This is a genomic window from Streptomyces sp. 35G-GA-8 (assembly GCF_023534745.1).
Lineage (GTDB): Bacteria > Actinomycetota > Actinomycetes > Streptomycetales > Streptomycetaceae > Streptomyces.
In genome coordinates this window covers 297,011-318,625 of record NZ_JAMHJQ010000006.1, presented here as the reverse complement: position 1 = coordinate 318,625, position 21,615 = coordinate 297,011, and the positions used below count along the sequence as shown (strand labels likewise).

The 21,615-nt window shown below is 70.7% G+C and carries 21 protein-coding genes and 1 pseudogene; 2 read left to right on the top strand and 20 right to left on the bottom strand.

Annotated elements, in window-relative coordinates:
• Positions 1-27 precede the first annotated feature (27 nt).
• The 4 genes from M1203_RS15630 to M1203_RS15615 form a co-directional block, all read right to left on the bottom strand.
• Positions 28-1,041, bottom strand: coding sequence for a TerC family protein (locus M1203_RS15630; protein ID WP_249950292.1), 1,014 nt, complete (start codon positions 1,039-1,041; stop codon positions 28-30).
• Between the two features lie 117 nt (positions 1,042-1,158).
• Positions 1,159-2,235, bottom strand: a complete 1,077-nt coding sequence (locus tag M1203_RS15625; RefSeq protein WP_249950291.1) for a SagB/ThcOx family dehydrogenase — start codon at positions 2,233-2,235, stop codon at positions 1,159-1,161.
• Between the two features lie 46 nt (positions 2,236-2,281).
• Positions 2,282-4,450: a TOMM precursor leader peptide-binding protein gene (locus M1203_RS15620; RefSeq protein WP_249950290.1), complete on the bottom strand. Its 2,169-nt coding sequence runs from the start codon at positions 4,448-4,450 to the stop codon at positions 2,282-2,284.
• A 153-nt stretch (positions 4,451-4,603) separates the two neighbouring features.
• Complete coding sequence (locus tag M1203_RS15615; protein WP_249950289.1) at positions 4,604-4,723, bottom strand: azolemycin family RiPP peptide; 120 nt, start codon at positions 4,721-4,723, stop codon at positions 4,604-4,606.
• A 316-nt stretch (positions 4,724-5,039) separates the two neighbouring features.
• Between M1203_RS15615 and M1203_RS15610 the strand changes: the two genes are divergently transcribed.
• The gene (locus tag M1203_RS15610; protein WP_249950288.1) at positions 5,040-5,945 is read left to right on the top strand and encodes a class I SAM-dependent methyltransferase; all 906 of its coding nucleotides are present in this window, start codon (positions 5,040-5,042) and stop codon (positions 5,943-5,945) included.
• 93 nt (positions 5,946-6,038) lie between these two features.
• On the opposite strand, the gene M1203_RS15605 is transcribed toward M1203_RS15610, so the two are convergent.
• The 6 genes and pseudogenes from M1203_RS15605 to M1203_RS15580 form a co-directional block, all read right to left on the bottom strand.
• Positions 6,039-7,139: an NAD(P)-dependent alcohol dehydrogenase gene (locus M1203_RS15605; protein ID WP_249950520.1), complete on the bottom strand. Its 1,101-nt coding sequence runs from the start codon at positions 7,137-7,139 to the stop codon at positions 6,039-6,041.
• Between the two features lie 2 nt (positions 7,140-7,141).
• Positions 7,142-8,545 (bottom strand): aldehyde dehydrogenase family protein, encoded by a 1,404-nt coding sequence (locus M1203_RS15600; RefSeq protein ID WP_249950287.1) that lies wholly within the window; start codon positions 8,543-8,545, stop codon positions 7,142-7,144.
• An 8-nt stretch (positions 8,546-8,553) separates the two neighbouring features.
• Positions 8,554-9,306 (bottom strand): (5-formylfuran-3-yl)methyl phosphate synthase, encoded by a 753-nt coding sequence (locus M1203_RS15595; protein WP_249950286.1) that lies wholly within the window; start codon positions 9,304-9,306, stop codon positions 8,554-8,556.
• 247 nt (positions 9,307-9,553) lie between these two features.
• Positions 9,554-9,745, bottom strand: a pseudogene (locus M1203_RS15590) (cupin domain-containing protein); the annotation flags it as partial.
• 84 nt (positions 9,746-9,829) lie between these two features.
• Positions 9,830-10,204 (bottom strand): CU044_2847 family protein, encoded by a 375-nt coding sequence (locus M1203_RS15585; protein WP_249950285.1) that lies wholly within the window; start codon positions 10,202-10,204, stop codon positions 9,830-9,832.
• Between the two features lie 31 nt (positions 10,205-10,235).
• Complete coding sequence (locus M1203_RS15580; protein ID WP_249950284.1) at positions 10,236-10,886, bottom strand: CatB-related O-acetyltransferase; 651 nt, start codon at positions 10,884-10,886, stop codon at positions 10,236-10,238.
• 255 nt (positions 10,887-11,141) lie between these two features.
• Between M1203_RS15580 and M1203_RS15575 the strand changes: the two genes are divergently transcribed.
• Positions 11,142-11,531 (top strand): DUF779 domain-containing protein, encoded by a 390-nt coding sequence (locus M1203_RS15575; protein WP_249950283.1) that lies wholly within the window; start codon positions 11,142-11,144, stop codon positions 11,529-11,531.
• A gap of 40 nt (positions 11,532-11,571) precedes the next feature.
• On the opposite strand, the gene M1203_RS15570 is transcribed toward M1203_RS15575, so the two are convergent.
• The 10 genes from M1203_RS15570 to M1203_RS15525 form a co-directional block, all read right to left on the bottom strand.
• Positions 11,572-11,766, bottom strand: coding sequence for a hypothetical protein (locus tag M1203_RS15570; RefSeq protein WP_249950282.1), 195 nt, complete (start codon positions 11,764-11,766; stop codon positions 11,572-11,574).
• A 125-nt stretch (positions 11,767-11,891) separates the two neighbouring features.
• Positions 11,892-12,761: a phosphatidylinositol-specific phospholipase C/glycerophosphodiester phosphodiesterase family protein gene (locus M1203_RS15565; RefSeq protein ID WP_249950281.1), complete on the bottom strand. Its 870-nt coding sequence runs from the start codon at positions 12,759-12,761 to the stop codon at positions 11,892-11,894.
• 232 nt (positions 12,762-12,993) lie between these two features.
• Positions 12,994-13,656, bottom strand: coding sequence for an ABC transporter ATP-binding protein (locus M1203_RS15560; protein WP_249950280.1), 663 nt, complete (start codon positions 13,654-13,656; stop codon positions 12,994-12,996).
• The gene (locus M1203_RS15555; RefSeq protein WP_374403045.1) at positions 13,649-14,620 is read right to left on the bottom strand and encodes an ABC transporter ATP-binding protein; all 972 of its coding nucleotides are present in this window, start codon (positions 14,618-14,620) and stop codon (positions 13,649-13,651) included. The genes M1203_RS15560 and M1203_RS15555 overlap by 8 nt, the downstream gene beginning before the upstream one ends.
• 98 nt (positions 14,621-14,718) lie before the next feature.
• Positions 14,719-15,612: an ABC transporter permease gene (locus M1203_RS15550; RefSeq protein ID WP_249950279.1), complete on the bottom strand. Its 894-nt coding sequence runs from the start codon at positions 15,610-15,612 to the stop codon at positions 14,719-14,721.
• Positions 15,605-16,597, bottom strand: a complete 993-nt coding sequence (locus tag M1203_RS15545) for an ABC transporter permease (RefSeq protein ID WP_249950278.1) — start codon at positions 16,595-16,597, stop codon at positions 15,605-15,607. Before M1203_RS15545 ends, M1203_RS15550 begins: the two co-directional genes overlap by 8 nt.
• Positions 16,594-18,189 carry an ABC transporter substrate-binding protein gene (locus tag M1203_RS15540; protein ID WP_249950277.1) on the bottom strand — a complete coding sequence of 532 codons (1,596 nt, stop codon included), beginning with the start codon at positions 18,187-18,189 and terminating at the stop codon, positions 16,594-16,596. The genes M1203_RS15545 and M1203_RS15540 overlap by 4 nt, the downstream gene beginning before the upstream one ends.
• A 97-nt stretch (positions 18,190-18,286) precedes the next feature.
• Positions 18,287-19,393: an acyl-CoA dehydrogenase family protein gene (locus M1203_RS15535; protein WP_249950276.1), complete on the bottom strand. Its 1,107-nt coding sequence runs from the start codon at positions 19,391-19,393 to the stop codon at positions 18,287-18,289.
• Entirely contained in the window at positions 19,390-20,583 is a 1,194-nt protein-coding gene (locus M1203_RS15530) for an acyl-CoA dehydrogenase family protein (protein ID WP_249950275.1), read from the bottom strand. Before M1203_RS15530 ends, M1203_RS15535 begins: the two co-directional genes overlap by 4 nt.
• Positions 20,580-21,548: an NADPH:quinone oxidoreductase family protein gene (locus M1203_RS15525; protein ID WP_249950274.1), complete on the bottom strand. Its 969-nt coding sequence runs from the start codon at positions 21,546-21,548 to the stop codon at positions 20,580-20,582. Before M1203_RS15525 ends, M1203_RS15530 begins: the two co-directional genes overlap by 4 nt.
• Positions 21,549-21,615: the final 67 nt, after the last annotated feature.

The following is a 21,615-nucleotide window of genomic DNA, read 5'->3' as shown; positions in this document are numbered from 1 at the left end:
GCGGCCGGACGTGTCCGGGTGAACGGCTCAGCTCTGGGTGTCGGCCTTCTCGGCCGGTTTGCCCTGGTCGTCGCTTCCGACGTTCTCCGCTGTCGGCGAAACGTTTTTCGACGCCTTCTTCGACGCGATGAGGCTGGTGATGGTGGTGATGACCAGCACACCGCAGATGACGCCGAGTGAGACGGGGGTGGAGATTTCCGGTACGTGAAGGCTTGTTGTCTCGTGGATACCGTGCAGGACGAGCTTGACACCGATGAAGCCGAGGATGACCGAGAGGCCGTAGGCGAGGTGGACGAGCTTCTTGAGGAGTCCGACGATGAGGAAGTACAGCTGGCGCAGGCCCATGAGGGCGAAGGCGTTGGCCGTGAAGACGATGTACGGGTCCTGGGTGAGGCCGAAGATCGCGGGGATGGAGTCCACGGCGAAGAGTACGTCCGTGATGCCGATCGCCAGCATGACGATGAGCATGGGGGTGACCAGGCGTTTGCCGTTCTCGCGGATGGTCACCTTCGTGCCGTGCCACGTACCGGTGGAAGGCACACGGCGCTGGACGGCCCGCACGAGGCGGCCCGGCTCCCAGTCCTCCTCTTCCTCGGCCCGTGCTTCCTGGATGAGTTTCCAGGCGGTCCAGATGAGGAAGGCGCCGAAGAGGTAGAAGACCCAGGCGAAGGTGCTGATGGCTGCCGCGCCTACGGCGATGAAGACGGCGCGCAGTACGAGGGCGATGAGTACGCCGATCATCAGGACGCGCTGCTGGTAGATCGTGGGGACGGAGAATTTGGCCATGATCAGGACGAAGACGAAGAGGTTGTCGACGCTGAGCGACTTCTCGGTGATGTAGCCCGCGAAGAACTCACCGGATGCCTGTCCGTCACCCCAGATGAGCAGGCCGGTGCCGAAGAGGGCGGCGAGGGCGATCCAGACGATCGACCACGTGCCCGCCTCCTTCATCGAGACTTCGTGCGGCTTTCGGCCGCCGATGAAGAAGTCGGCCGCGATGAGTACGCACAGTCCTACGACTGTGAGTACCCACATGGTCATGGAGACGTCCACCCTGGGTTCCTCCCTCTGGCGCGAGACCCCCAAGGTACAAGAATGACCAAGAGCAGGTAAAGGAATAGTCTAAAGCCCTGGTCATGGCCCCCTTATGACGGGCACTCAGGCACCGGCCGGAAGCTCGGTCGGTGTCGGAGCGGTGGTGGTGGCAGCGGGGTCGGGCAGGCCCAGCGCCAGGTTTCCGACGTGGAGGAGCCGCTGCTCGTACGGCTGGAGGAAAGGAGCCGACACCGGCACCTCCATCCGTCCGGTCGGGCACGACGCCAGGCCGAGATCGGTGGCGGTCAGACACATGGTCTGCAACAGACAGCCGGTGTCGCGGTAGATCATGCTCAGCGCCATCCCCGCGTACTTCCAGCCCGTACGGTCCGCGCGGGAAGCGAGGTAGAGCCCGGCCGGGGGCGCCTCGTTGAGCAGCGCCGGGAGGGTGATGGTCCGGTGCTGGAGCGCGGCGAGGTCGTCGTTCCAGTCGGACAGCCGGTGCAAGGCGTGGTCGAACGCGTCGTAGTGGTACGCCCCGGGCGGCAGCTGCTCCACATCGCGGGCGACCAGGTAGATCTCCAGGCTGTGCCGGGCGCCCCCGGACGGCGCGGGGCGCTGCGTCTGCTCGTAGGAGCGCGGTGGCAAATAGCCGCGCACCCGCGCGGACCGGTCAAGGAACGCGGCGAGGAGCATCAACGGCACCGGTTCGGCGGCGAAGTCGCGGACGCTGCGCCGCTCGGAAAGCACCTCCGCGAGCGCCCGGCTCGGCAGGTCGCGGGCATCCGGCAGGGGAACGGTCCCGGTGGCCTCGGGGTGGCACAGCCGGGCCGGCGGCGGTGTGCCGCGCCGTGTGCCGGGCAGGGGCCCGCGCCCGGCCCCTGCGTGGCAGGCGCGTTCGTACGGTGTCAGACCGTCGGCGGCCGGTTCGGTGTCCTCCTTGTCGTCATGGCGGACGATGCCCGCGGAGGCCAGCCGTTCGAGCAGCGTCCGGGTCGTGTCGGCGTCCGTCTGGTGCGGCCAACGGGCGTTGAGTTCGTCCGCCGTCAGTGGGCCGTCGAGTCGCCCCAGCAGGTCGACCAGTTCGGGCTTGGCGACGAATTTGCGGCCGCTGCGGGAATCGACGAGCACGGAACCGGAATCGTCGTCCCACTCCAGCAGCAGGTCGGGGTTTCGGCGGAAGAGTGTTCGCGTGTCCACGCGGTGTGGGTCCTTCCTGAGCGTGTCCGGTGCCTCGGGGGGAATCTCAGAGGAAGGGCAGCGGCAGGGGGTTGAGATCGTCCTCGCCGAGGGGCGTCGTACGAACGCCCATGGCCACGGGTGCGTGGAAGACACGAGGGCCGCCCCGCCGGTGGAAGTCGCTGCGCAGGGTGATCGGGCACAGGCCGGGCACCAGGGAGCGCACCACCGATACACCGCACTCGGCGACATCGATGGGGGTGATGTCCACGCTGATGGCTTCATAGCCCCGCGCCGCCAGCCGCCGAACCGCTTCGTCGACGTCCGTCCGGAACCCCCCGGAGGGCCTGGGCGGCGGGACGGGCCGGGTGGGGCCGTCGTGCCAGAACTCCAGATGCCGCGCCCGGTCGTGGTCCCAGTAGTAGAGGCTGAAGTCCCTGAGCGTGTCCAGCGCCGCGTCCTCGGCGGGGATACGGGCACCGGCGTCGAGCTCTTTCTGCCAGGTGGCCGCGCCGGCGCGGCCCAGGCATGCCTCTTCGAGGGCGCCGAGGAGGGCCGCGTGAGGATCGAGGTCCGCCCGGGCGGCGTGTACGGTCACCGGCCGCCGCTCCGTGTCCTCCCGGCAGCGGATGGCGAAGGCCGGGATACCGAGATCGGTGGTGAGGTCCTTGCCCGTGACCGCGACCCCGGCGGCGGTGAGCTTGTCGACGATACGACGCGGTACACCGTCCGGCAGGTTCGTCAGGTCCAGACTGGGCAGGGTGAGGCGGTTCTCCCAGAACACCACGCTCGCGTCCCGCTCGACGACCTCCATCAGCCCGGCCAGCACCGCGTGTTCGTAACAACTGCCCGCGGCCAGCCCGGTGGAGATGGGGTCGAACCATGCCCGGTGGCTCTTGGGGAACCGGTAGGGCAGATAGACCGCGCAGGCCGGTACGTACCGTGTCCTGCCCGTTGTCAAGGAGTGTCCCCGCACCCAGTCGATCGGGGTGTCGGGCTCGAACGGTCCGTAGCGGGGGTGGTCGGCGTACTCCTTGGCCGAACCCAAGGGCAGGTCACGGGGGTCGACGGCCTCGTCGCCAAGGTCGGTGAAAGGGGCTCGCACGAGTTGGTCGCGACCATAGACTCCGGCCGCGTAGCGCTCCATCGTCTCGCCGACGGCGCAGACCCGGGCGGTGACCGGATCGCTCTTGACGGCCCCTCCACGTGCCTCGGCGTCCACCGGCGAGAACCAACTCGTCGTGGTGCGTCCGGCGGTGCGCGCGTATGTCGTGTCGCCTTCTTCTCCGGCTCCGTCGTCCACGCGGAGTTCCAGCACCAGTCCGGTCAGCGGGTCGACGGCGCCGCGCATCCGCTCCCAGCAGGCGCCTGCGTCGGTGTCGCCGGTCTCGTCGCGCCGTGGCGAACGGGCGCGTGAGGAGCAGCCGGGACAGCCGGGAGTGTGGAACAGGGCGTGCCGGGTGCGCTCCAGCTCCTGGTGGTCGAACTCGGTGAGAGCCCCCCGCCCCGGTCCCGGTCGGCCGCCGAGGAGCCTGAGGGTCTCGTGGGCCAGCAGCCCGGACGCGATGGCGGTGGTGGGCCACGCGTCGCTGTCGGCCGCCCCCAGCAGCACGTCGAGCGGCAGATCGGCCACCGCCTGCCACACGTGGTTCGCGCGGATACGGCGCACGAGACACACCGGGCAGGGTGTGTGGGGCGGTGTGAGAGTGGCGGACAGCAGCCGCTTCGGAGTGTTGAGATGGACGACAAGCGGCACGCCGCTGTCCATCGACACCTCGGCCCATCGCTGGAGCACGGGCTCCGGCAGGGACAACGGCAGGACCGCGACGGCCGGGGCCTCCGCTCCGGCCCGCGGGGGCTCGACCGGGGCCATGCTCACCCCGGCCCGCCGGAGCAACGCCGCGACCCCCTCCCCGAGCGCACCGTCGGCGACGGCCACCACGTGACCCTCGGATCCGTCGCCACCAGCGGCATACAGCGGGTGGGCCTCCCGCTCACCCCCCTGGTGGACCAGGCCGCGGGCATGGAGCCCCTGGACCACCCGCTCGGGCAGCGCGTCAAGGAGGAGATTCCCGTCCCTGTCCTCCCGGGGACCGGCCGCAGGGGGTGGCAGCCGCAGCATGCCGGTGCTCGCGCAGACGTACAGATGATCGCCGCGCGCGACGAGCCGGACATCCCGCCGGATCGTGAGCGGCACGGATGGTGGTGCGAGCGAGGAGGCAGCGTGTGTGTCCAAAGCGGTCCGCCTTCTTGATGGAGCGTCAGGGGCGAGGGAGGGGAGGTGAGGTGAGAAAGGAAGGGGGGCAGCGGGAGAGGAAGGGGGAGGTGGGAGAGGAAGGGGGCATCCTCCCGCTCGGTGGGGGCGGCGGGAGGATGCCGCTGGTGCTCCTTACTCGTCCTCGACTTCGGTGTCGGCCGCGGCGACGGCCGACAGACAGCTGTGCCCGGCAAACGTCTCCTCCGCCATGGGCAGCGCCATCTCCTCGAACAGTTCGTCGTTCTCAGACATGCTTCTTCTCCTTCCTTGGACGACCCTCCATCTGGACGCGTCCGCCTGGGCCTGCCGTGCAGTACCAGCACACACGCAACTCCATTACGCGTGAGCCCAGTTGATATGTCGAGAAATCTGCTGACTGACCACTCAGAAGACTGAAATGTATGAATACTCGCACCCAGCGCACAACACACTTCGGAGCGCTCCGGGGCCACTTGGGCGCCATACACCCGTTCAGGTGAATGCTCTCGGCTTCTTCCTCTGAGGGACCCTCGCCGGTTGGACAGTTTCCTCGCTGCTGGTGGTCTCAACTCGCCCCAAGGGAGGACACATGGTCGGCACAGCGCATCGGAACACCGGTGTGGAAGGCGTGGGAGGAGGCGTCGGCCTGACCGCTCTCCTGGTCGCCGCGGCACGGGCGATCGAGACCCACCGCCACGACAGCCTGGCACGGGACGTCTACGCGGAGCACTTCGTACTCGCCGCACCGGCGTCCGCGGGCTGGCCGGTCCGTGTGCAACAGGCTCCGGGCGGGGACGCGAACCCGTTGTGGGGACGATTCGCTCGCTACTTCGGTCTGCGGACAAGGGTCCTCGACGACTTCCTCCTCCGGTCGGTGCACTCGGGCGCCCGCCAAGTGGTCCTGCTCGGGGCGGGGTTGGATTCGCGGGCGTTCCGACTCGACTGGCCACCCGGCCGCGTGATCTTCGAGATCGACAGGGAAGGCGTGCTGGCGTTCAAGCACAAGGTGCTCGGCGGGCTGTCGGCCACCCCGAAGGCGGCGCGCGTACCGATCCCGGTCGATCTGCGTGCCGACTGGGTCGGAGCGCTCACCGACGCCGGCTTCGACACGGCCGCGCCCAGCGTCTGGCTGGCCGAGGGGTTGCTGTTCTATCTGCCCAGCGCCGCCGAGACTTATCTCATCGATGCGATGGACCGGTTGAGCACGGCGGGAAGCGCTCTGGCATACGAGGTCAAGCTCGAAAAGAACCTGCTGGATTACCGCGACAGTCCGCTCTACACCGCGACGAGGAACCAGATCGGCATCGATCTGCTCACCCTGTTCGACGGAGAGCCGCGGCCCGACTCCGCGGGTGATCTGGCGAGCAAGGGCTGGTCCACATCGGTCCACACTCCCTTCGACTTCACCCGCCGGCACGGACGCGGCCCGCTGCCCGAGCAGAACGACGCGCTGGCGGGCAACCGATGGGTGTTCGCGAACAAGCCCCGGCCGTAAGGCCGTCGTCGGACGGCCCGGTGCACGGCGTCGAAAGCCCCGCTCATCGACGCTCATCGACTCACCGGCCACCGGCCACCGGCCACCGGCTCATCAGCGACTTCCCTCCGGAATGAGGACGGGTTTGACCACGCGGCCCGCGTCGCAGTCGCGTTCGGCCTCGTTGATGTCGGCGAGCGGGTACGTACGGATCAACTGGTCGAAGGGGAACAGCCCGGCCTGCCACAGTCCGGTCAGCCGGGGAATCAACAGCCCCGGCACCGCGTCGCCCTCGCAGATGTGCGAGATGGTGCGGCCTCGGTCCAGTGCCCCCGGTTCGAGCGGCAGCGCGGTGTGGAGGCGTGCCACCAGGCCGAGGTGGCCGGTCGGGCGCAGCGACCGGAGCGCGTCGTTGATCAGCCCGGCGGAGCCCGTGGTGTCCAGCGCGAACCGCGCGCCGCCGTCGGTCAGCCGCTGGATACGGCCGGGCAGACCGGCCGACGCGGCGGGCAGCGGGATCGCGCCGAACCGCTCGGCGAGGGCCAGCCGTTCGGGGTATCGGTCGACGGCCACGACCACCGCCCCGGCGGCGGTGGCCGCCATCACCGCGGCCAGCCCCACCGCTCCCGCGCCGAAGATCGCGATGGGGTCGCCGGGGCCGGCGCCGAAGGAGTTCAGGACCGCTCCGGCGCCGGTGAGGAAGCCGCAGCCGAGGGGTCCGAGCAGTGCGACGGGCAGTGCGGGGTCGACCCGTACGGCGTTGCGGGCCGGGACCATCGCGTACTCGGCGAACGAGGACTGACCGAACCACCGGGGGGCCAGTGCTCCCCCGGCCGCGTCGGTGAACCGAGCCGCGTTCTCCGCGCGCCCTCCGAAGAGGTTGAGCGAGGCGAAGGAGTCGCAGTAGGCGGGGGCCGCGCCCAGGCAGTTCCGGCAGTGTCCGCAGGAGTCGAAGCTCAGCACGACATGGTCGCCGACGCCCGGGCCGGTGTCCTGGCCGCCCGTCTCCACCACGACCCCGGCCCCCTCGTGACCGAGCACCGCCGGCAGCGGTGTGCGGCCCGCGGAATGCCGGACCGCGAGATCGGTCCGGCACATCCCGCAGCCCTCGATCCTGACCAGGATCTCGCCGTCGGCGGGCCCCGCCTCCAAAATCACCTCCTCGACGGCGAAACGGCTCTCGTACGAGCGCAGTACCGCCGCGCCGAACCTCAAAGTCACGCCTCCTCCGGACGGTGCACGACGAACGGTCTGAGGTTCCCGTAGAGCCCCCACGGCCCGCCCGCGACGCCGACACCGCTCTCCTTGATGCCCGCGAAGGGCTGGGCGAGCGACAGTTCGGCGTGGTGGTTGAGCCACGCCGTCCCGCATTCCAACCGGTCGGCCACCGCCTCGGCCCGGTCGAGGTCGGTCCCCCATACCGAGCCGCCCAGCCCGAAGCCGGTGTCGTTGGCCGCGTCGATGGCTTCGTCGAGGCTCCCGTACGGCAGCACCGGCAGGACCGGACCGAATTGCTCCTCCCTCACCACCGGGCTGTCGGGCGGGACATCGGCGAGGATCGTCGGGGCGAAGAAGTAGCCCGGCCGGTCCAGCCGGTGGCCACCGGCCACGGCTCGGGCGCCGTCGGCCAGGGCCTGGGCCGTGTAGCGCTCGACCCGGGCCAGTTGGGGCGCGTTGTTGACCGGCCCGAGCCGCGAGCCCGGGTCGAGCCCGGCGCCGACGACGGTGGTCTTCGCCCGTGCCGCGAGGGCCTCGACCACCTGCGGGTAGAGCCGGGCCGGGGCATAGACGCGCTTGACCGCCATGCACACCTGTCCGCAGTTACGGAACGCCGCCCAGAACAGCCGGTCCGCGATCCGCTCCACCTCCACGTCCTCCAGCAGGATGGCGGCGTCGTTGCCGCCCAGTTCCAGCGTGACCCGGGCCAGCGAGGCCGCCGCGCCCTCCGCGACGGCCCGTCCGGTCGGAATCGAACCGGTGAAGGTCACATGGCGTATCCCCGGGTGGGACGCGAGGCGTGCGCCGAGGGGTTCGCGTCCGGTGACGATCGTCAGTACGTCCTCGGGAAGGGCGGCGGAGATGACGGACGCCAGCAGCCGGGTGGCGAGAGGTGTGAACGGGGAGGGCTTGAGCACCATCGTGTTGCCCGCGGCGAGCGCGGGCGCGAACTTCGCCGACGCGAGCTGGAGGGGAAAATTCCACGGGACGATGGCGGCGACGGGCCCGAGTGGTCGCCAGCGGATCTCGCCGCGTACCGGCCGACCGTCCATGATGGGCTGGGACCCGGGGTCCAGCTCGGCGAAGTAGCGCAGTCGGGCCGCTGTGCGGGCGATCTCCGCGTACGACTCGACCAGGGGTTTGCCCTGTTCACGGGTGAGCAGCGGAGCGAGGTCGGCCTCGGCCGCCTCCACGGCGTCGGCTGCCGCGAGCAACGCGGCGGTGCGGGCGACGGGGTCGGACCGCCAGCCGTACCAGGCCTCGTGGGCCCGCTCGACGACCGCGTCCAACTCGTCCGGCCGCTGGTCGGGAGCCTCGTCGAAGACCTCGCCCGTCGCCGGATCGACGACGGCGAAGCGCCCGCCGCGGGTCCCGGGCGCGCGACGGGACCGGGTTGCCGGCATGCCGGCGATCAGCTCGCGGCGACGGCAGCCGCGTATTCCTCGGCATGCCGGTCCATCTCCGCCCGGAAGGCGGCCACCAACCTCGGCTGAATCCTTCCTGCGTCGCGGTCGCCGCCCTCGCAGACCGCTCCGCGCACCCCCACGATGTCCGTACCGATACGGGTCAGCTCGCCGAGGTCACCCGCCTTGACGCTGCCCGCGAGGGCGGCGAGCACATCAAACTCGTGGGCCCGCCGGACGAACTCCGCGCAGACGTCCGGCGGAACGTGGTCGAACAGCCGTGTCCCGTCCTTGACCGCCGTGTCGAGCATGGCCGCGTCGGAGCCGGAACGGAGGGCGATGTCCGGCAGCGCCAGCGGGTTGACGCATCCGATCCGGTGGGCGTCGGCGTAGCCCGAGGCGACGACGAACGCGTCCGGCCGATAGTCCTTCACCGCCCGGACGACCCCTCGCATGACATCGACGGCCTGTTCGGGCGTCGTGCATCCGTAGAGGCCGACCTTGATGTACGTGGCACCGGAGACGGCCGCACCGAGCGCCGCCTGGGCAACCGTGCCGGGCTTGTACGGTACGTCCCCCACCGTGGCGGACACCGGCTTGTCCGCCGGGACCGCTTCGCGGATCTCCCTGATGACCCACGGGAAGTTCGCGCCGAGCGAGCCCTCGTCGGGCTTCTTGACGTCGACGATGTCGAGGTGCTTCGCCGCCTTCGCGCAGTCAAGGGCTTCTTCGACGCTGTCCGGGGAGATGAGAAGCAGCAAGGTCGATTCCTTCCACCGCATGTCCACCTGCCGAGGGGCAGGTGTGCGGAGTCGCCTGGATCACTCGCGGTCCGCTCATCATTGCCGTGGCGCATGGCCGTCGGTAGAGCGCGCGGAGTGCGAACGGATCGTTGCCGTGGCGCGCCCACCCCCCAGTGCGCCGTCCACGCCGGTCCGTACCGCGAGCGCTTCGGCGCCGCTCCCGGCGGTGACGACGATCTGTCGCGACAATCCCGTCCCGCTCAGGGCCGGTAGGGGCTCTGATGTGAACGCGTTCGCCCTGGGGGCCGAGGATGCTCAGGAACTTCACCGGTGGCGTGTCGGCGTTGCCGAACAAGTGTGGGCGGTGGGTGTCGAATTCGGCGACCTCGTCGGCGGCGAGGACGAGGTCCTGGTCGCCGAGTACGAGGCGCAGTCATCCGTTGAGGACGCACAGCCAGGCTGGGGACGCACCCGGGGGTCGAGGTCGGCGCAGCGCTCCGCCGCCGTCGCACGTCGGCGGCGGAGCCTCGCGCGCCGCGCGTCAACTCCCCTGTGGAGCATCCGGCGTTGGGGACGCCGCGTCGCTCCTGTTCCACGTCAGGCTCACGGAGAAATTCGCTGCCGTCGCGGTACTGGCGATGACGACATCGGCCTCGGCCGACAGCGACACCCCGAACTCCAGCGTGATCTCGTCCGGCGAGTTCGCCATGCCGCGCAGCCGTCCCACGAAGCTCTCCGCCACGGGCCGTACGGTGTCCAGCATTTGACCGAACGACCGCTGGGCCCGTGCCACGGAGCGGCTGCCGCGGCCGACCCGGACGAGGGTTTCGTCCACTTCACGGATCTGCACGCGAATCGTCTCGTCACCGCCCTCGTGCAGAGGCACTTCGACCGTGTGAACAAGGCGTTCGCTCATGGCATCCTCCAACAGCCGGGAGTTGAAGATCCTAACGGTGTCGGATACGAGGGGCGGCGGCTTCGAGGTCGGCGATGCCGCCCGACATGATCGTGCGCACATGCTCAGTGATGTGTTCCGCCGGCCAGTCCCACCAGGCCACCGCCAGCAGCCGGGCCACGTCCTCGTCGCTGTAACGGGTGCGGATGAGCCGGGCCGGGTTGCCGCCGACGATCCCGTAGTCGGGCACGTCCGCGGTGACCACGGCGCCGGAGCCGATGATCGCGCCGTGGCCGATCCGTACGCCGGGCATCACCATCGTGCCGTAGCCGAACCAGACGTCGTTGCCGACGACGGTGTCACCACGCCCCGGCAGGCCGGTGAGCAGGTCGAAATGGTCGGCCCATGAACCGCCCATGGTCGGGAAGGGGAACGTCGACGGGCCGTCCATGCGGTGGTTGGCACCGTTCATGATGAACCGGACGCCCGTGCCGAGCGCGCAGAACTTGCCGATGACGAGCTTCTCCGGGCCGTAGTGATAGAGCACGTTACGGGTCTCGAACGCCGTCGGGTCGTCCGGGTCGTCGTAGTAGGAGTACTCCCCGACCTCGATCAGCGGCGACTTCACCAGCGGCCTGAGCAGCACCACTCGCGGCTGATCGGGCATCGGATGGATGACTGTCGCGTCGGCGGGCACAGGCATGGGGAACCTTCCTTATCAAGTGCGTCGCGGTATCCGCGGGGGTCGCGTGTCGGTAGCCGATCCCATGATCGCACCGCGTCGATCCACCTCCCGTTGCGTGGGAATCCGTAGGCGGGAACGACCAGGACGGGACCCTGGACCCGGGACCGCGACCCGGTCCGCGTGCAACCGTCTCGCAACGTCGGGGGGAGTTGACTGAGTCCCTGCGGATCGATGAGCGTTGACCGATGGATGACCGACGGCGGCGGAGAGACCATGGATGAGCAGACTTCCCCCCGGGAACCACTGGAACCACCGGAGCCGCGCGTCGAGGTGACCCCCGCGGCCGCCGAACTGATCCGGCGGCTGCGGGCGGACCACGGACCGCTGATGTTCCACCAGTCGGGCGGCTGCTGCGACGGCAGCGCGCCCATGTGTTATCCGGACGGTGAGTTCCGTACGGGCGCCTCCGATGTACTGCTCCAGTCCCTGGAGATCGAGGGGGTCGCCGAGCCGGTGCCCTTCTGGATGTCGGTGAGCCAGTACGAGGCGTGGCGGCACACCCGGCTCATCGTCGATGTGGTGAGGGGACGCGGCAGCGGCTTCTCCCTGGAAGCCCCCGAGGGAGTGCGCTTTCTCATCAGGTCCCGGCTGGTGGGGACATAGTCCCGAGGACCCGGGCGGGCCAGGGATCCGGGCGGGCCGGTCAGGGGTGGAGGCCGCTGACCACGCCCGCCGTGGTGGAGATCCCGTTGGCGATGGTCGGCGCCATGCTCGTGCCCGCCAGAAAGAAACCGAGCAGGACACAGACCGTCGCATGCCAGAACTTCAGTCCTCCATTGCGCAGGAAGACCACCGCGAGGATCGCCAGAAGCAGAATCACTGAGATCGAAATAGCCATCGAGAACCTCCTCCGCCGCACCGGATCGCGGCTTTCGGCCGCCAGTGTGGCGGAGGAGGAGGCTGGGCAGGCCGACTGGCGTGTCCGCCGTACGGGTGGTTGACCTCGGGGATTCCCGCTACGGGTTACCGACGGTGCTGACGGAGAAAGCGTTCGAGGCCCGCGAGGTCATCCGTATTGAGATGGTCGACCCCGGCGGTCAGCAACTCGGTCCAGACGGCCTCCCGCGCCGGTCCCGGGAGATCCGGCGTACTCCAGAACCGCACCCGCTGGCCGCGCGCATGGGCGGTGTCGACGATGCGTCGCAGCTCGGCGCGTTCGGCGGCGGGGAACGCGCCCACGCCCTGCCAGCCGAAGCTCTGGGTCCAATTGCTGCTGATGAGCGGGATGAAGGAGGCCGAGGCAGCCGTCCCGAGGTCATCGAGCCGCCCGTCGTAGAAGGCGTACCGCACGCGCTGCGCCTCCATCGGGGCACGGGCCGCGCGGTCGCCGGAGATGACGGGGGTGACCGCGCCCGCGCGCACCGAGCCGTTGGTGTAACGGCTCAGCATCGAGCGGTAGCCGGTCAGTTGGCGGTGCAGCTCGGCGTAGGCGGCGGCGCCGTCCGTCTTGATGTCGATGAGCAGCTGCACCGGCCGGTGGTAACCCTGGTACACGGAACCGTGGTTGGCCCGTACCCGCGCCAGGAGCGGATCGAGGTAGAGCCCGCGCAGGGTTCGGGCCGGGTCGAGTTCGGTGGCCTCATGGGCGACCAGCAGCTCACCGTCGACCAGGAAGATATCGGCCTCCACGCTGGTGAAGCCGTGCGACAGGGCGTCGTGCAGGGGACGGGGGTGCAGATAGTCGTTGTGGGCGTGAGCCTGGCGCAGCGGCCGGGGGCCGTCGTCGCCGCGCTCCGTCCGCGAGGACGCCTGTGCGTACGCGGGTGCCGCGACGGCTCCCGCGAGCGCGGCGGCGAACGTGCTGACGGCTCTGCGGCGGGTGGTGAGGGCCATGATGCCTCCAGGGGACGCGATGGGGGTGCGGTGGGGCGCGGTGCGGTTCGGGCCGGCGTGACCGGACTTGGCCAGACTTGGCCGGACTTGGCCGGGCTCGGGTGGGCTCGGTCAGGTCGATCACGTCGATCAGGTCGGTCGGCTCGGTCGGCTCGGACTTGGCGAGTATCGGCCCTGTCGTGGCCCGGCCGATATCGTCCTACGCAGAGTTCGCCCACCCGCCATCCGTGCTTCAGCCGGTCCCGGTGATCTCCGTCCAGCCGACCGTACGGTCGCACCAGCGCTCCAGCAGGACACGGTCGTGGCCGACGGCGAGCAGACCGGCGCCGTGTTCGCGGCGGTACTCCTCGACGACGGCGACCAGCGCGGCCGTCGTGGAGGCGTCGAGCATCGCGGTCATCTCGTCGCAGACCAGCCAGCGCGGGCGCAGCACCAGCGCGCGGGCCAGACAGGCGCGTTGCAGCTGGCCGTCGCTGACCTCGTGCGGGCGGCGGCCCAGCAGTTCACCGGTGAGCCCCACCGCTCGGGCCAACTCGTCAACCCGCGCGGTGACTTCCGCGCGGCGGCCGGTGGCGCGCAGCGGCTCGGCGATCAACTCGCCGAGCCGCAGCCGGGGATCCGCCGAGAGCCGTGGCTGCTGGAAGACCACGCCGATCGCGGTCCGCTGTTCCCGCGGGGCCCGGTGGCGCCAGCCGGTCACGCGTTGACCGTCGACCGTGACGGTCCCCGCGTCGGGCCGGTGCAGCAGCGCCGCGACCCTCGCGAGGGTCGACTTGCCGCAGCCGCTGGGACCGAGCAGCCCGAGCGACGCGCCGGGCGCGAGGGTGAGGGACGCGTCCCGGACGACGGGGGCGCGTCGCTCGTATCCGGCGGTGATGGAGCGGAGTTCAAGCACGGACGGTCTCCTCGGCGCTCTCGTCGGGTCTCTTGCCGGAACTCTCCCGGGGGTGGTGGCAGGCGAGTCCGTCCACGAAGGGCGGTCGGGTGGCGCAGAGATCCGTGGCGTGTTCGCAGCGGGGCGCGAAGGCACAGCCCGCGGGCAGCTCGCCCAGTTCCGGGGGCAGCCCGGGGACGGGGGTGAACGCGCGCTCCGGCAGGGCGTCGAGCAGTCCGCGCGCGTAGGGGTGACGCGGCCCCCGCTCCCCGAAGAAGCCTCGCGCGTCGGTGAGTTCGATGATCCGTCCTGCGTACATCACGGCGACGCGGTCGGCGATCCGTTCGGCCGCCGCCAGATCGTGGGTGATCAACAGCAGGGCGCGGCCCTCGTCGGCGTGTCGTCGCAGTTCGTCGGCCGTACGGTCCACGAGATCGCGGTCGAGTCCGGTGGTCGGTTCGTCGGCCAGCAGCAGCGGGGCGTCACCGATCAGGGCGAGCGCGGTCGCGGCGCGCTGGGCGAGACCGCCGGAGAGTTCGTGCGGATAGCGGTCGAGATGGCCGGCGGGAAAGGCCGCGCGGTCGGCCGCGGCCTCGGCGGCCCGCTGGAGTTCGCGCCCGCGCGTTCCGGTCAGTTCCCTTACGGTTTCTTCCAGTTGGGCCCGTACGGTACGCACGGGTGTGAGATGGGCGGCCGGGCTCTGCGGTACGAGGCCGATGCGCCGTCCCCGTACCGTCCGCGCGAGCGTGCGCTCGTCGGCGGCGAGCAGATCGATGCCGTCGAGGACGGCGGAGCCGGTGGTCTGCGCGTTGCCGGGCAGGAGCCCGAGGAGCGCGGAGGCGAGGACGGACTTGCCGCAGCCGCTCTCACCGACGAGGGCGAGGCACTCCCCCGCCGCGAGATCGAAGTCGGCGTCGGTGACGGCGGCGATGTGCCGACCGCCGCGCATCCGGAAGCGTACGCCGAGCCCGCGCACGGAGAGCACGGGCCGCAGGGACTCGGCGGAACAGGCGGAATCGGCGGACTCCGCGGACTCCGCGGACCCTGCGCGACCGGTCGGTGGGAGCGCGGGAGAGGGCGTGGTCACAGCATCAGCTCCGATCGGCGGCGCGGATTGATCCGTTCCCGCCAGGCGCCCGCGAGACCCGCGAGGGCGAGGGTCGGAACGATCAGGAACAGTCCGGGGAAGAGCGTCGGCCACCAGTCGCCCGCGAGCAGCGAACCGCGCGCCGTCTGCACCAGATTGCCGAGGCTCGCCTGGTGGCTGGGCAGGCCGAGCCCGAGGAAGGACAGCGCGGATTCATGCCACATCGCGTGCGGCACCATCAGGACGGCCGCGAGTCCGGCCTGCGGCATGACGCCGGGCAGGAGATGGCGTCCGATGACGCGCCCGCGTGACGCGCCGCCCGAGATCGCCGCGTCGATATACGGACGGGCGCGCAGCGAGAGCACCTCCGAGCGGACGATACGGGCGGTGGAGAGCCAGTGGGTGAGCGCCACGGACACGATCACCGGCCAGACACCGGGCCGGAACATGGCGACGATGAAGATGCCGAGCAGCAGATGCGGTACGGACGAGAAGGTGTCCACGAGCCGCATGACGATCCGGTCCGTCCAGCCGCCGAAGGCCGCGGCCGCCGCGCCGACCGCCGTACCGATGACGGTGGCGACGAGCGCCGCGACGAGTCCGACCAGCAGCGAGACACGCAGCCCGTAGACGCAGCGCAGCAGCAGATCGCGGCCGACGTCATCGGTGCCGAACGGGTGTGCCAAGGAGGGCGGTTGCAGTTTCCTGGCCAGGTCGACGGCCTGCTGATCGAGAGGGACGAGCAGTGGTACGACGAGCACGGCGAGCGCCACCGCCGCCACGATGACGGCGGAGGTACGGACCCGGACCGTGCGGGTGGAGCGGCGGGTGCGCCCGTGTGAGCGCCAGTCAGGCTCGGTGGCGATCGGCCGGGCGGTGGTGTCAGCCATCGAAACCCACTCTCGGGTCGGCGAGTCCGTAGAGCAGATCGGAGAGCAGGTTCCCGATCAGCACGGCGGCGGTGGCGAGCACGGTGAGCGCGGCGAGCAGGGCGAAGTCCACGGAGGTGGCCGCCTGAACGGTGGCGGCGGCGACTCCGGGCCAGCTGAAGACCGTCTCGACGAGCAGCGCGCCGGTGATGAGTTCGGGCACCCGGGAGCCGATGAGCGTGAGCATCGGCAGCATGCCGGAGCGCAGGGCGTGGCCGAGCAGTACGGTGCGTTCGTTCAGGCCCCGGGCGCGGGCGCCGCGCACGGGATCCTCGGCGAGCGCGTCGGTGACACCCTGGCGTACATAGAGGAAGAACCAGGGCAGTTGGGAGATGCCCAGCACGGCGGCGGGCAGCACCAGATGCGAGGCGACCTGCCCGAGGGTGACGGTGTCGCTCGCCGCGTCGGTGAGCCCGCCCGCCGGGAGCACGCCGAGCGTGACCGCGAAGAACCAGATCGCGAGCAGCCCGAGCCAGAAGGCGGGCGCGGCCTCCAGGACGTAGGCGGCCGAGCCGGCGCAGCGGTCGAGCAGGCCGCCCGGCCTGCGCGCGGCGAGCACGCCGAGCGACGTGCCGAGCAGGACGGCGACGGCGAAGGCTGTGACGGCGAGCAGCGAGGACCAGCCGATCCGTTCGCCGATCACGGCGGAGACGGGCGCGCGCAGTACGGAGGAGTCTCCGAGATCGCCGCCGAGCGCGTGGGTCAGCCAGTTCCACCAGCGGTGGACCAGTGGCTGATCCACTGCGAGGTTGACCCGGAGCTGGTCGAGGTTCTCCTGCGAGGCGGTGAGGCCGGCGGTGCCCGCGTAGGCCTTCACGGGGTCGAAGGGCGAGGCCGCGGCGACGGCGAACACGCCGAAGGTCACCACGAGGAGGACCGGGGCGGCGAACAGCAGCCGCCGCCCCGCCATCCGGCCCATCGCCCCCCAGGGGAGGCGACGGCTCATTTCTTGGGCGTCCAGTCCTCGATGTTCCACCAGGGCCCCGACGCCAGACCGTGGTCGTGCGGCTCGGTCTGGGTGGACAGCCCGTCCCAGCGGTCGTTCACCACATAGAGGTGGTCGATATGGGTGAGGAAGGTGTACCCGGGGTTCTTCACCAGTTCCCGCTGGACGGTGTCGTAGGCGGTCTTGCGGGCGCTCCGCTCACCGCTCTCGCGGCCGTCGTCGAGGGCCCGGTCGACGACCGGGTTGTCGTACCACGCCATGTTGTTGAAGCCGTCGCCCGCGAGGGACGACTTGAGCAGGGTGTACTGGTCGAAGTCCGGATCGCCCGGCGAGCCGCCGCCGGCGAGGACCGCGTCCTGCCTCATCCGCGGTTCGATGACCTCCCAGGTGCCCGCCTGGGTCGTGATGTCGATGCCCGCCTTCTTGGCGTCGGAGGCGTAGGCGAGGGCGTGTTCCTGGCGGAGCTTGTCGCCGGTGAGGTACCAGAGCGGGAAGGCGGCGCGCACCCCGTCCTTGACACGCACGCCGTCCTTGCCGGGCTTCCAGCCCGCCTCGTCGAGGATGCGCCGCGCCCCTTCGAGGTCGTAGCGGCGCTCGGTGCCCTGGGCGAACCACTCGCTGCCGGTGGGGACGGGGCCGTAGGCGGGCTTGCCCGCGCCTTCGAGGATCTTGTCGACCATGGTCCGGCGGTCGACGGCGATGTCGAGGGCCCTGCGGACGGCGGTGTCGCCGGTGACCTTGTGGTGGGTCGGCAGGGTGACGGTGCGGTAGTCGTAGGTCGTGGCGCTGTAGGTCTTACGGCCGCTGTCCTCGGCGAAACCCTTGGCGAGGTTGGGCGGCAGGATCGCGCCGTCGAGTTCGCCGGCGCGCAGCCGGGTGGCGCGGACGTCGTCGTCCTTGATGATCGCCATGGTGAACTTCTTCACCCGGGGCGCGCCGCCCCAGTAGTCCGGGTTGGCCTGGAAGCTGATCTTCTCGCCCTTGGACCAGCCGGTGAGGAGATAGGGGCCGGTGCCGACGGGCTTCGTGGTGAACGGCCCGGTGTTCACGTCCTGTTCGCCCGCGATGTGCTCGGGGACGATGGGCAGGACGGTCCGCCGGTCGAACGGCGCGTAGGGGTACTTCAAGGTGAAGACGACGGTGTGCTCGCCCTGGGCGGTGATGTCCTTGACGGCGTCCAGCTCGGTCCTGGACGCGTTGTTGGTCTTCTCGTCCAGGATGGTGCGGTACGTGAAGACGACGTCCTTGGCGCCGAAGGGCTTGCCGTCGCTGAACTTCACGCCCTCGCGCAGCTGGTACGTATAGGTCAGTCCGTCGTCGCTCACCGTCGGCAGGGCGGTGGCGAGCGCGGGCGCGAGCCGCATCTCGGCGTCGTAGGTGAGCAGCCCGTCGAAGATCTTGGAATTGCCGTCCTTGCCGTAGCCGAGGAGCGGGCTGAGGCTGTCGGGTTCGTAGGCGATGCCGACGACCACCGAGTCCTTCGCCCCGCCACCCGCTCCCGAACCATCCGGGTTCGAGCAGGCCGCCGCGGTGAGAGCCAGTGCCCCGGCCAGCACCGCGGCGACCGTGCCGCGTATCGATCGGGCCGTCATGCGTCCACCCCTATTGAAGATCATCTGTTATTGCGATCGGTTCGCAATTAAACAGCACGTAAAGGGGTACCTGTCCAGCCGCCCGGGACCGTGGCGGCTACCGGGGTCCGGGCAGATCGACGAGCGCGGCCAGCGTCTCCTGGTGCCGGCCCCGCGAACCGAACGCGATCTCGTCGGACTTGGCGCGCTTGAGATACAGATGCGCGGGATGTTCCCAGGTCATCCCGATTCCGCCGTGCAACTGGACGCACTCCTCGGCCGCGTGAACGGCGACCCGTCCGCAGTACGCCTGCGCGAGAGCCACCGCGAGAGGGGCTTCCGCGCTGCCGGTGGCCAGCGCGTCGGCGGCGTTGCGGGCCGCCGCGCGGGCCGAGACGACCTCCAGCCACAGCTGCGCCATACGGTGCTTGAGTGCCTGGAAGGATCCGATCGGCCGGTTGAACTGCTTGCGCTCGCGGGTGTGCCGGACGGTCTCCTCCAGACACCACTCGGCGATACCGAGCTGCTCGGAGGCGAGCAGCCCCGCCCCCGCCAGCAGTCCACGGCGTACGGCGGCCTGCGCCGCGGGCGCCTCGGCGATCCGGATCCCGGCGGCGGGATCGACGGTGACCGTGGCGAGCGGCCGGGTCAGATCGAGCGGGGTGAGCGGTTCGACGGTGACCCCGGGCGAGGCCGTCTCGACCGCGTACAGCCCGTCGTGACGCACCACGAGCAGGACATCGGCGCGCACGGCGTCGGCGACCCCGCGCACCGTTCCCGCGCCGGCGGGCAGCGGGCCGTCGGGGGCGGTGGACAGCGGCACCGCGAGCACCGCGACCCGGTGGCCGTGGGCGAGCGCGGTGAGCAGGCCCGCGACGTCCGTGCTCTCGGTGCTCTCCCCGTCGCAGGCGAGCAGCGTCTCGGTCGCCACCACGGAGCTGGTGAGATACGGCGCGGCCGTGGCGCCCCGGCCCAGCTCCTCCAGTACGACCGCGACCTCGCGATGGCCGGCGCCCTGGCCGCCCAGCTTCTCCGGGACGAGCAGCCCCGACGCGCCGATCCCGGCGGCGAGCGAGGTCCACAGCTCCGGATCGTACGGATCCCCGGCCTCGGCGCGGCCGAGCGCGGCCGGTACATCGGCGCGGTCCCTGAGCAACGCCCTTACGCTCGCGCGCAGTTCGTCCTCGGTGTCCGAGTAGAGCAGATCGGGGGAGGCGTCGGTCATCGGGCCACGTCCTTCCAGGCGATGTCCTTGTCGTCGCGCGGCTCCGTGGGCAGGCCGAGAACGCGTTCCGCGACGATGTTCAGCAGCACCTCGCTCGTACCGCCCTCGATGGAGTTGCCCTTCGCGCGCAGATAGCGGTAACCGGCGTCCCGTCCGGTGAAGTCGACCAGCTCCGGCCTGCGCATGGTCCAGTCGGAGTACAACAGACCGTCCTCCCCGAGGAGTTCGACCTCCAGACCGCTGATCTCCTGGTTGAGCCGGGCGAAGGCGAGCTTCATCGCGCTGCCCTCGGGGCCGGGTTGCCCCGCGACGAGCTGCTGACGCAGCCGCTCCGCGGTCAGCCGCGCGACCTCCGCCTCCACCCAGAGGGTGAGCAGCCGCTGACGCAGCTCATGGGTGCGCAGTTCGGGTCGCTCGCGCCAGGTACGGGCAACCGTCCCGATCATGCCGCCCTCGCGGGGCAGACGGGCGCCGCCGATGGAGACGCGCTCGTTCATCAGGGTGGTCCGGGCGACCTGCCAGCCCTCGCCGATCTCACCGAGGCGGTACGCGTCGGGGATGCGTACGTCGGTCAGGAAGACCTCGTTGAACTCGGCCTCGCCGGTGATCTGGCGCAGCGGCCGTACCTCGACACCGGGGTCGGTCATATCGCAGAGGAAGTAGCTGATGCCCCGGTGTTTGGGCAGATCGGGATCCGTACGGGCGAGGAGGATGGCCCAGCGGGCGACATGGGCGCTGGAGGTCCATACCTTCTGCCCGTTGACGATCCAGTCGCCGGAGACGGAGTCGCCCTCGCGTACCGCGCGGGTCCCGAGCGCGGCCAGGTCGGAGCCGGCGCCCGGCTCGCTGAACAGCTGGCACCACACCTCCTCACCGACCCACAGGGGCCGCAGGAAGCGCTCCTTCTGCTCCTGGGTGCCGTAGCGGAGGATGGTCGGCGCGGCCATGCCGAGGCCGATGCCGATCCGGCGCGGATCGTTGTCGGGGGCGCCCGCGGCGGCCAACTCGGCGTCCACGACGGCCTGGAGCGAGCGCGGCGCGTCGAGTCCGCCGAGCCCCGTCGGGTAGTGGACCCAGGCGAGCCCCGCGTCGAAGCGCGCCTTCAGGAAATCGGTCCTGTCGGTCGTGGCCGGTGGCCGGCCGGCCAGCAACTTTCTGGTGAGGGAGCGCAGTTCGGCGGCGTCGGTCATCGGGCACCGCCCTCCGGGAGGACGACCACACGTCCGGTGGTGATACCGTCGGCGACCCGCTGGACCGCGGCCGCGGCGTCCTTCATGGGAACCCGCTCGCTGATGAGCGGCTTGATCGCGCCCCGGGCCGCGAGCGCGGTCAGTTCCTGGTGGCAACCGGCCACCGCCGCCGGGTCCTTGGCGTTGTAGAGACCCCAATGCAGGCCCATGATGGTGTAGTTCTTGACCAGCGCGTGATTGAGGGCCGCGGTGGGGATCGCGCCGCTCGCGAAGCCCACGACCACGATGCGGCCCTCGAAGGCCACGCATTTGGTGGACTTGGCGTAGGCGTCGCCGCCCACCGGGTCGTAGACGACATCCGCTCCCCGGCCGCCGGTGGCCTCCTTGACCGCCCCGACGAGATCGTCGGCCCGGCGGTCGATCACCAGGTCACAGCCCAGCTCCCGGGCCACGCGCGCCTTGTCCTGGCCGCCGACGACACCGATGACGGTGGCCCCGGCCGCCTTCCCGAGCTGTACGGCCGCGCTGCCGACCCCGCCGGCCGCCGCGTGGACGAGAAGGGCCTCCCCCGGCTGGAGCCGCGCTCGCCGGTGCAGTCCGAACCAGCCCGTCTGATAGCCGATGTGCAGGGCCGCCGCCTCCGCGTCGTCGAGGGCGTCGGGCGCGGGCAGCAGCGCGGCCGCGTCGGCGACCACGTACTCGGCCAGGCCGCCGTGCGGCAGCGCGGGCGTGGCGATGACCCGGCGTCCGTCCTCCGTCTCGCCGCAGATCTCCACGCCAGGGGTGAAGGGCAGCGGCGGCCGGACCTGGTACTGCCCCCGGCAGAGCAGGGCGTCCGGGAAGTTGATGTTCGCCGCCCGGACCAGCAGCGGGACCTGTCCCTCGCCGGGCACCGGACGCTCGGCCTCTTCGAGCCGCATCACCTCGCCAGGCTCGCCGTTCCGGTGCACTCGCCATGCCTGCATTCGGGCCTCCACACACGATGGGCAGTACCGCACTCGTGCGCATACTAAGCAGTCGCTTGGCCCGCTG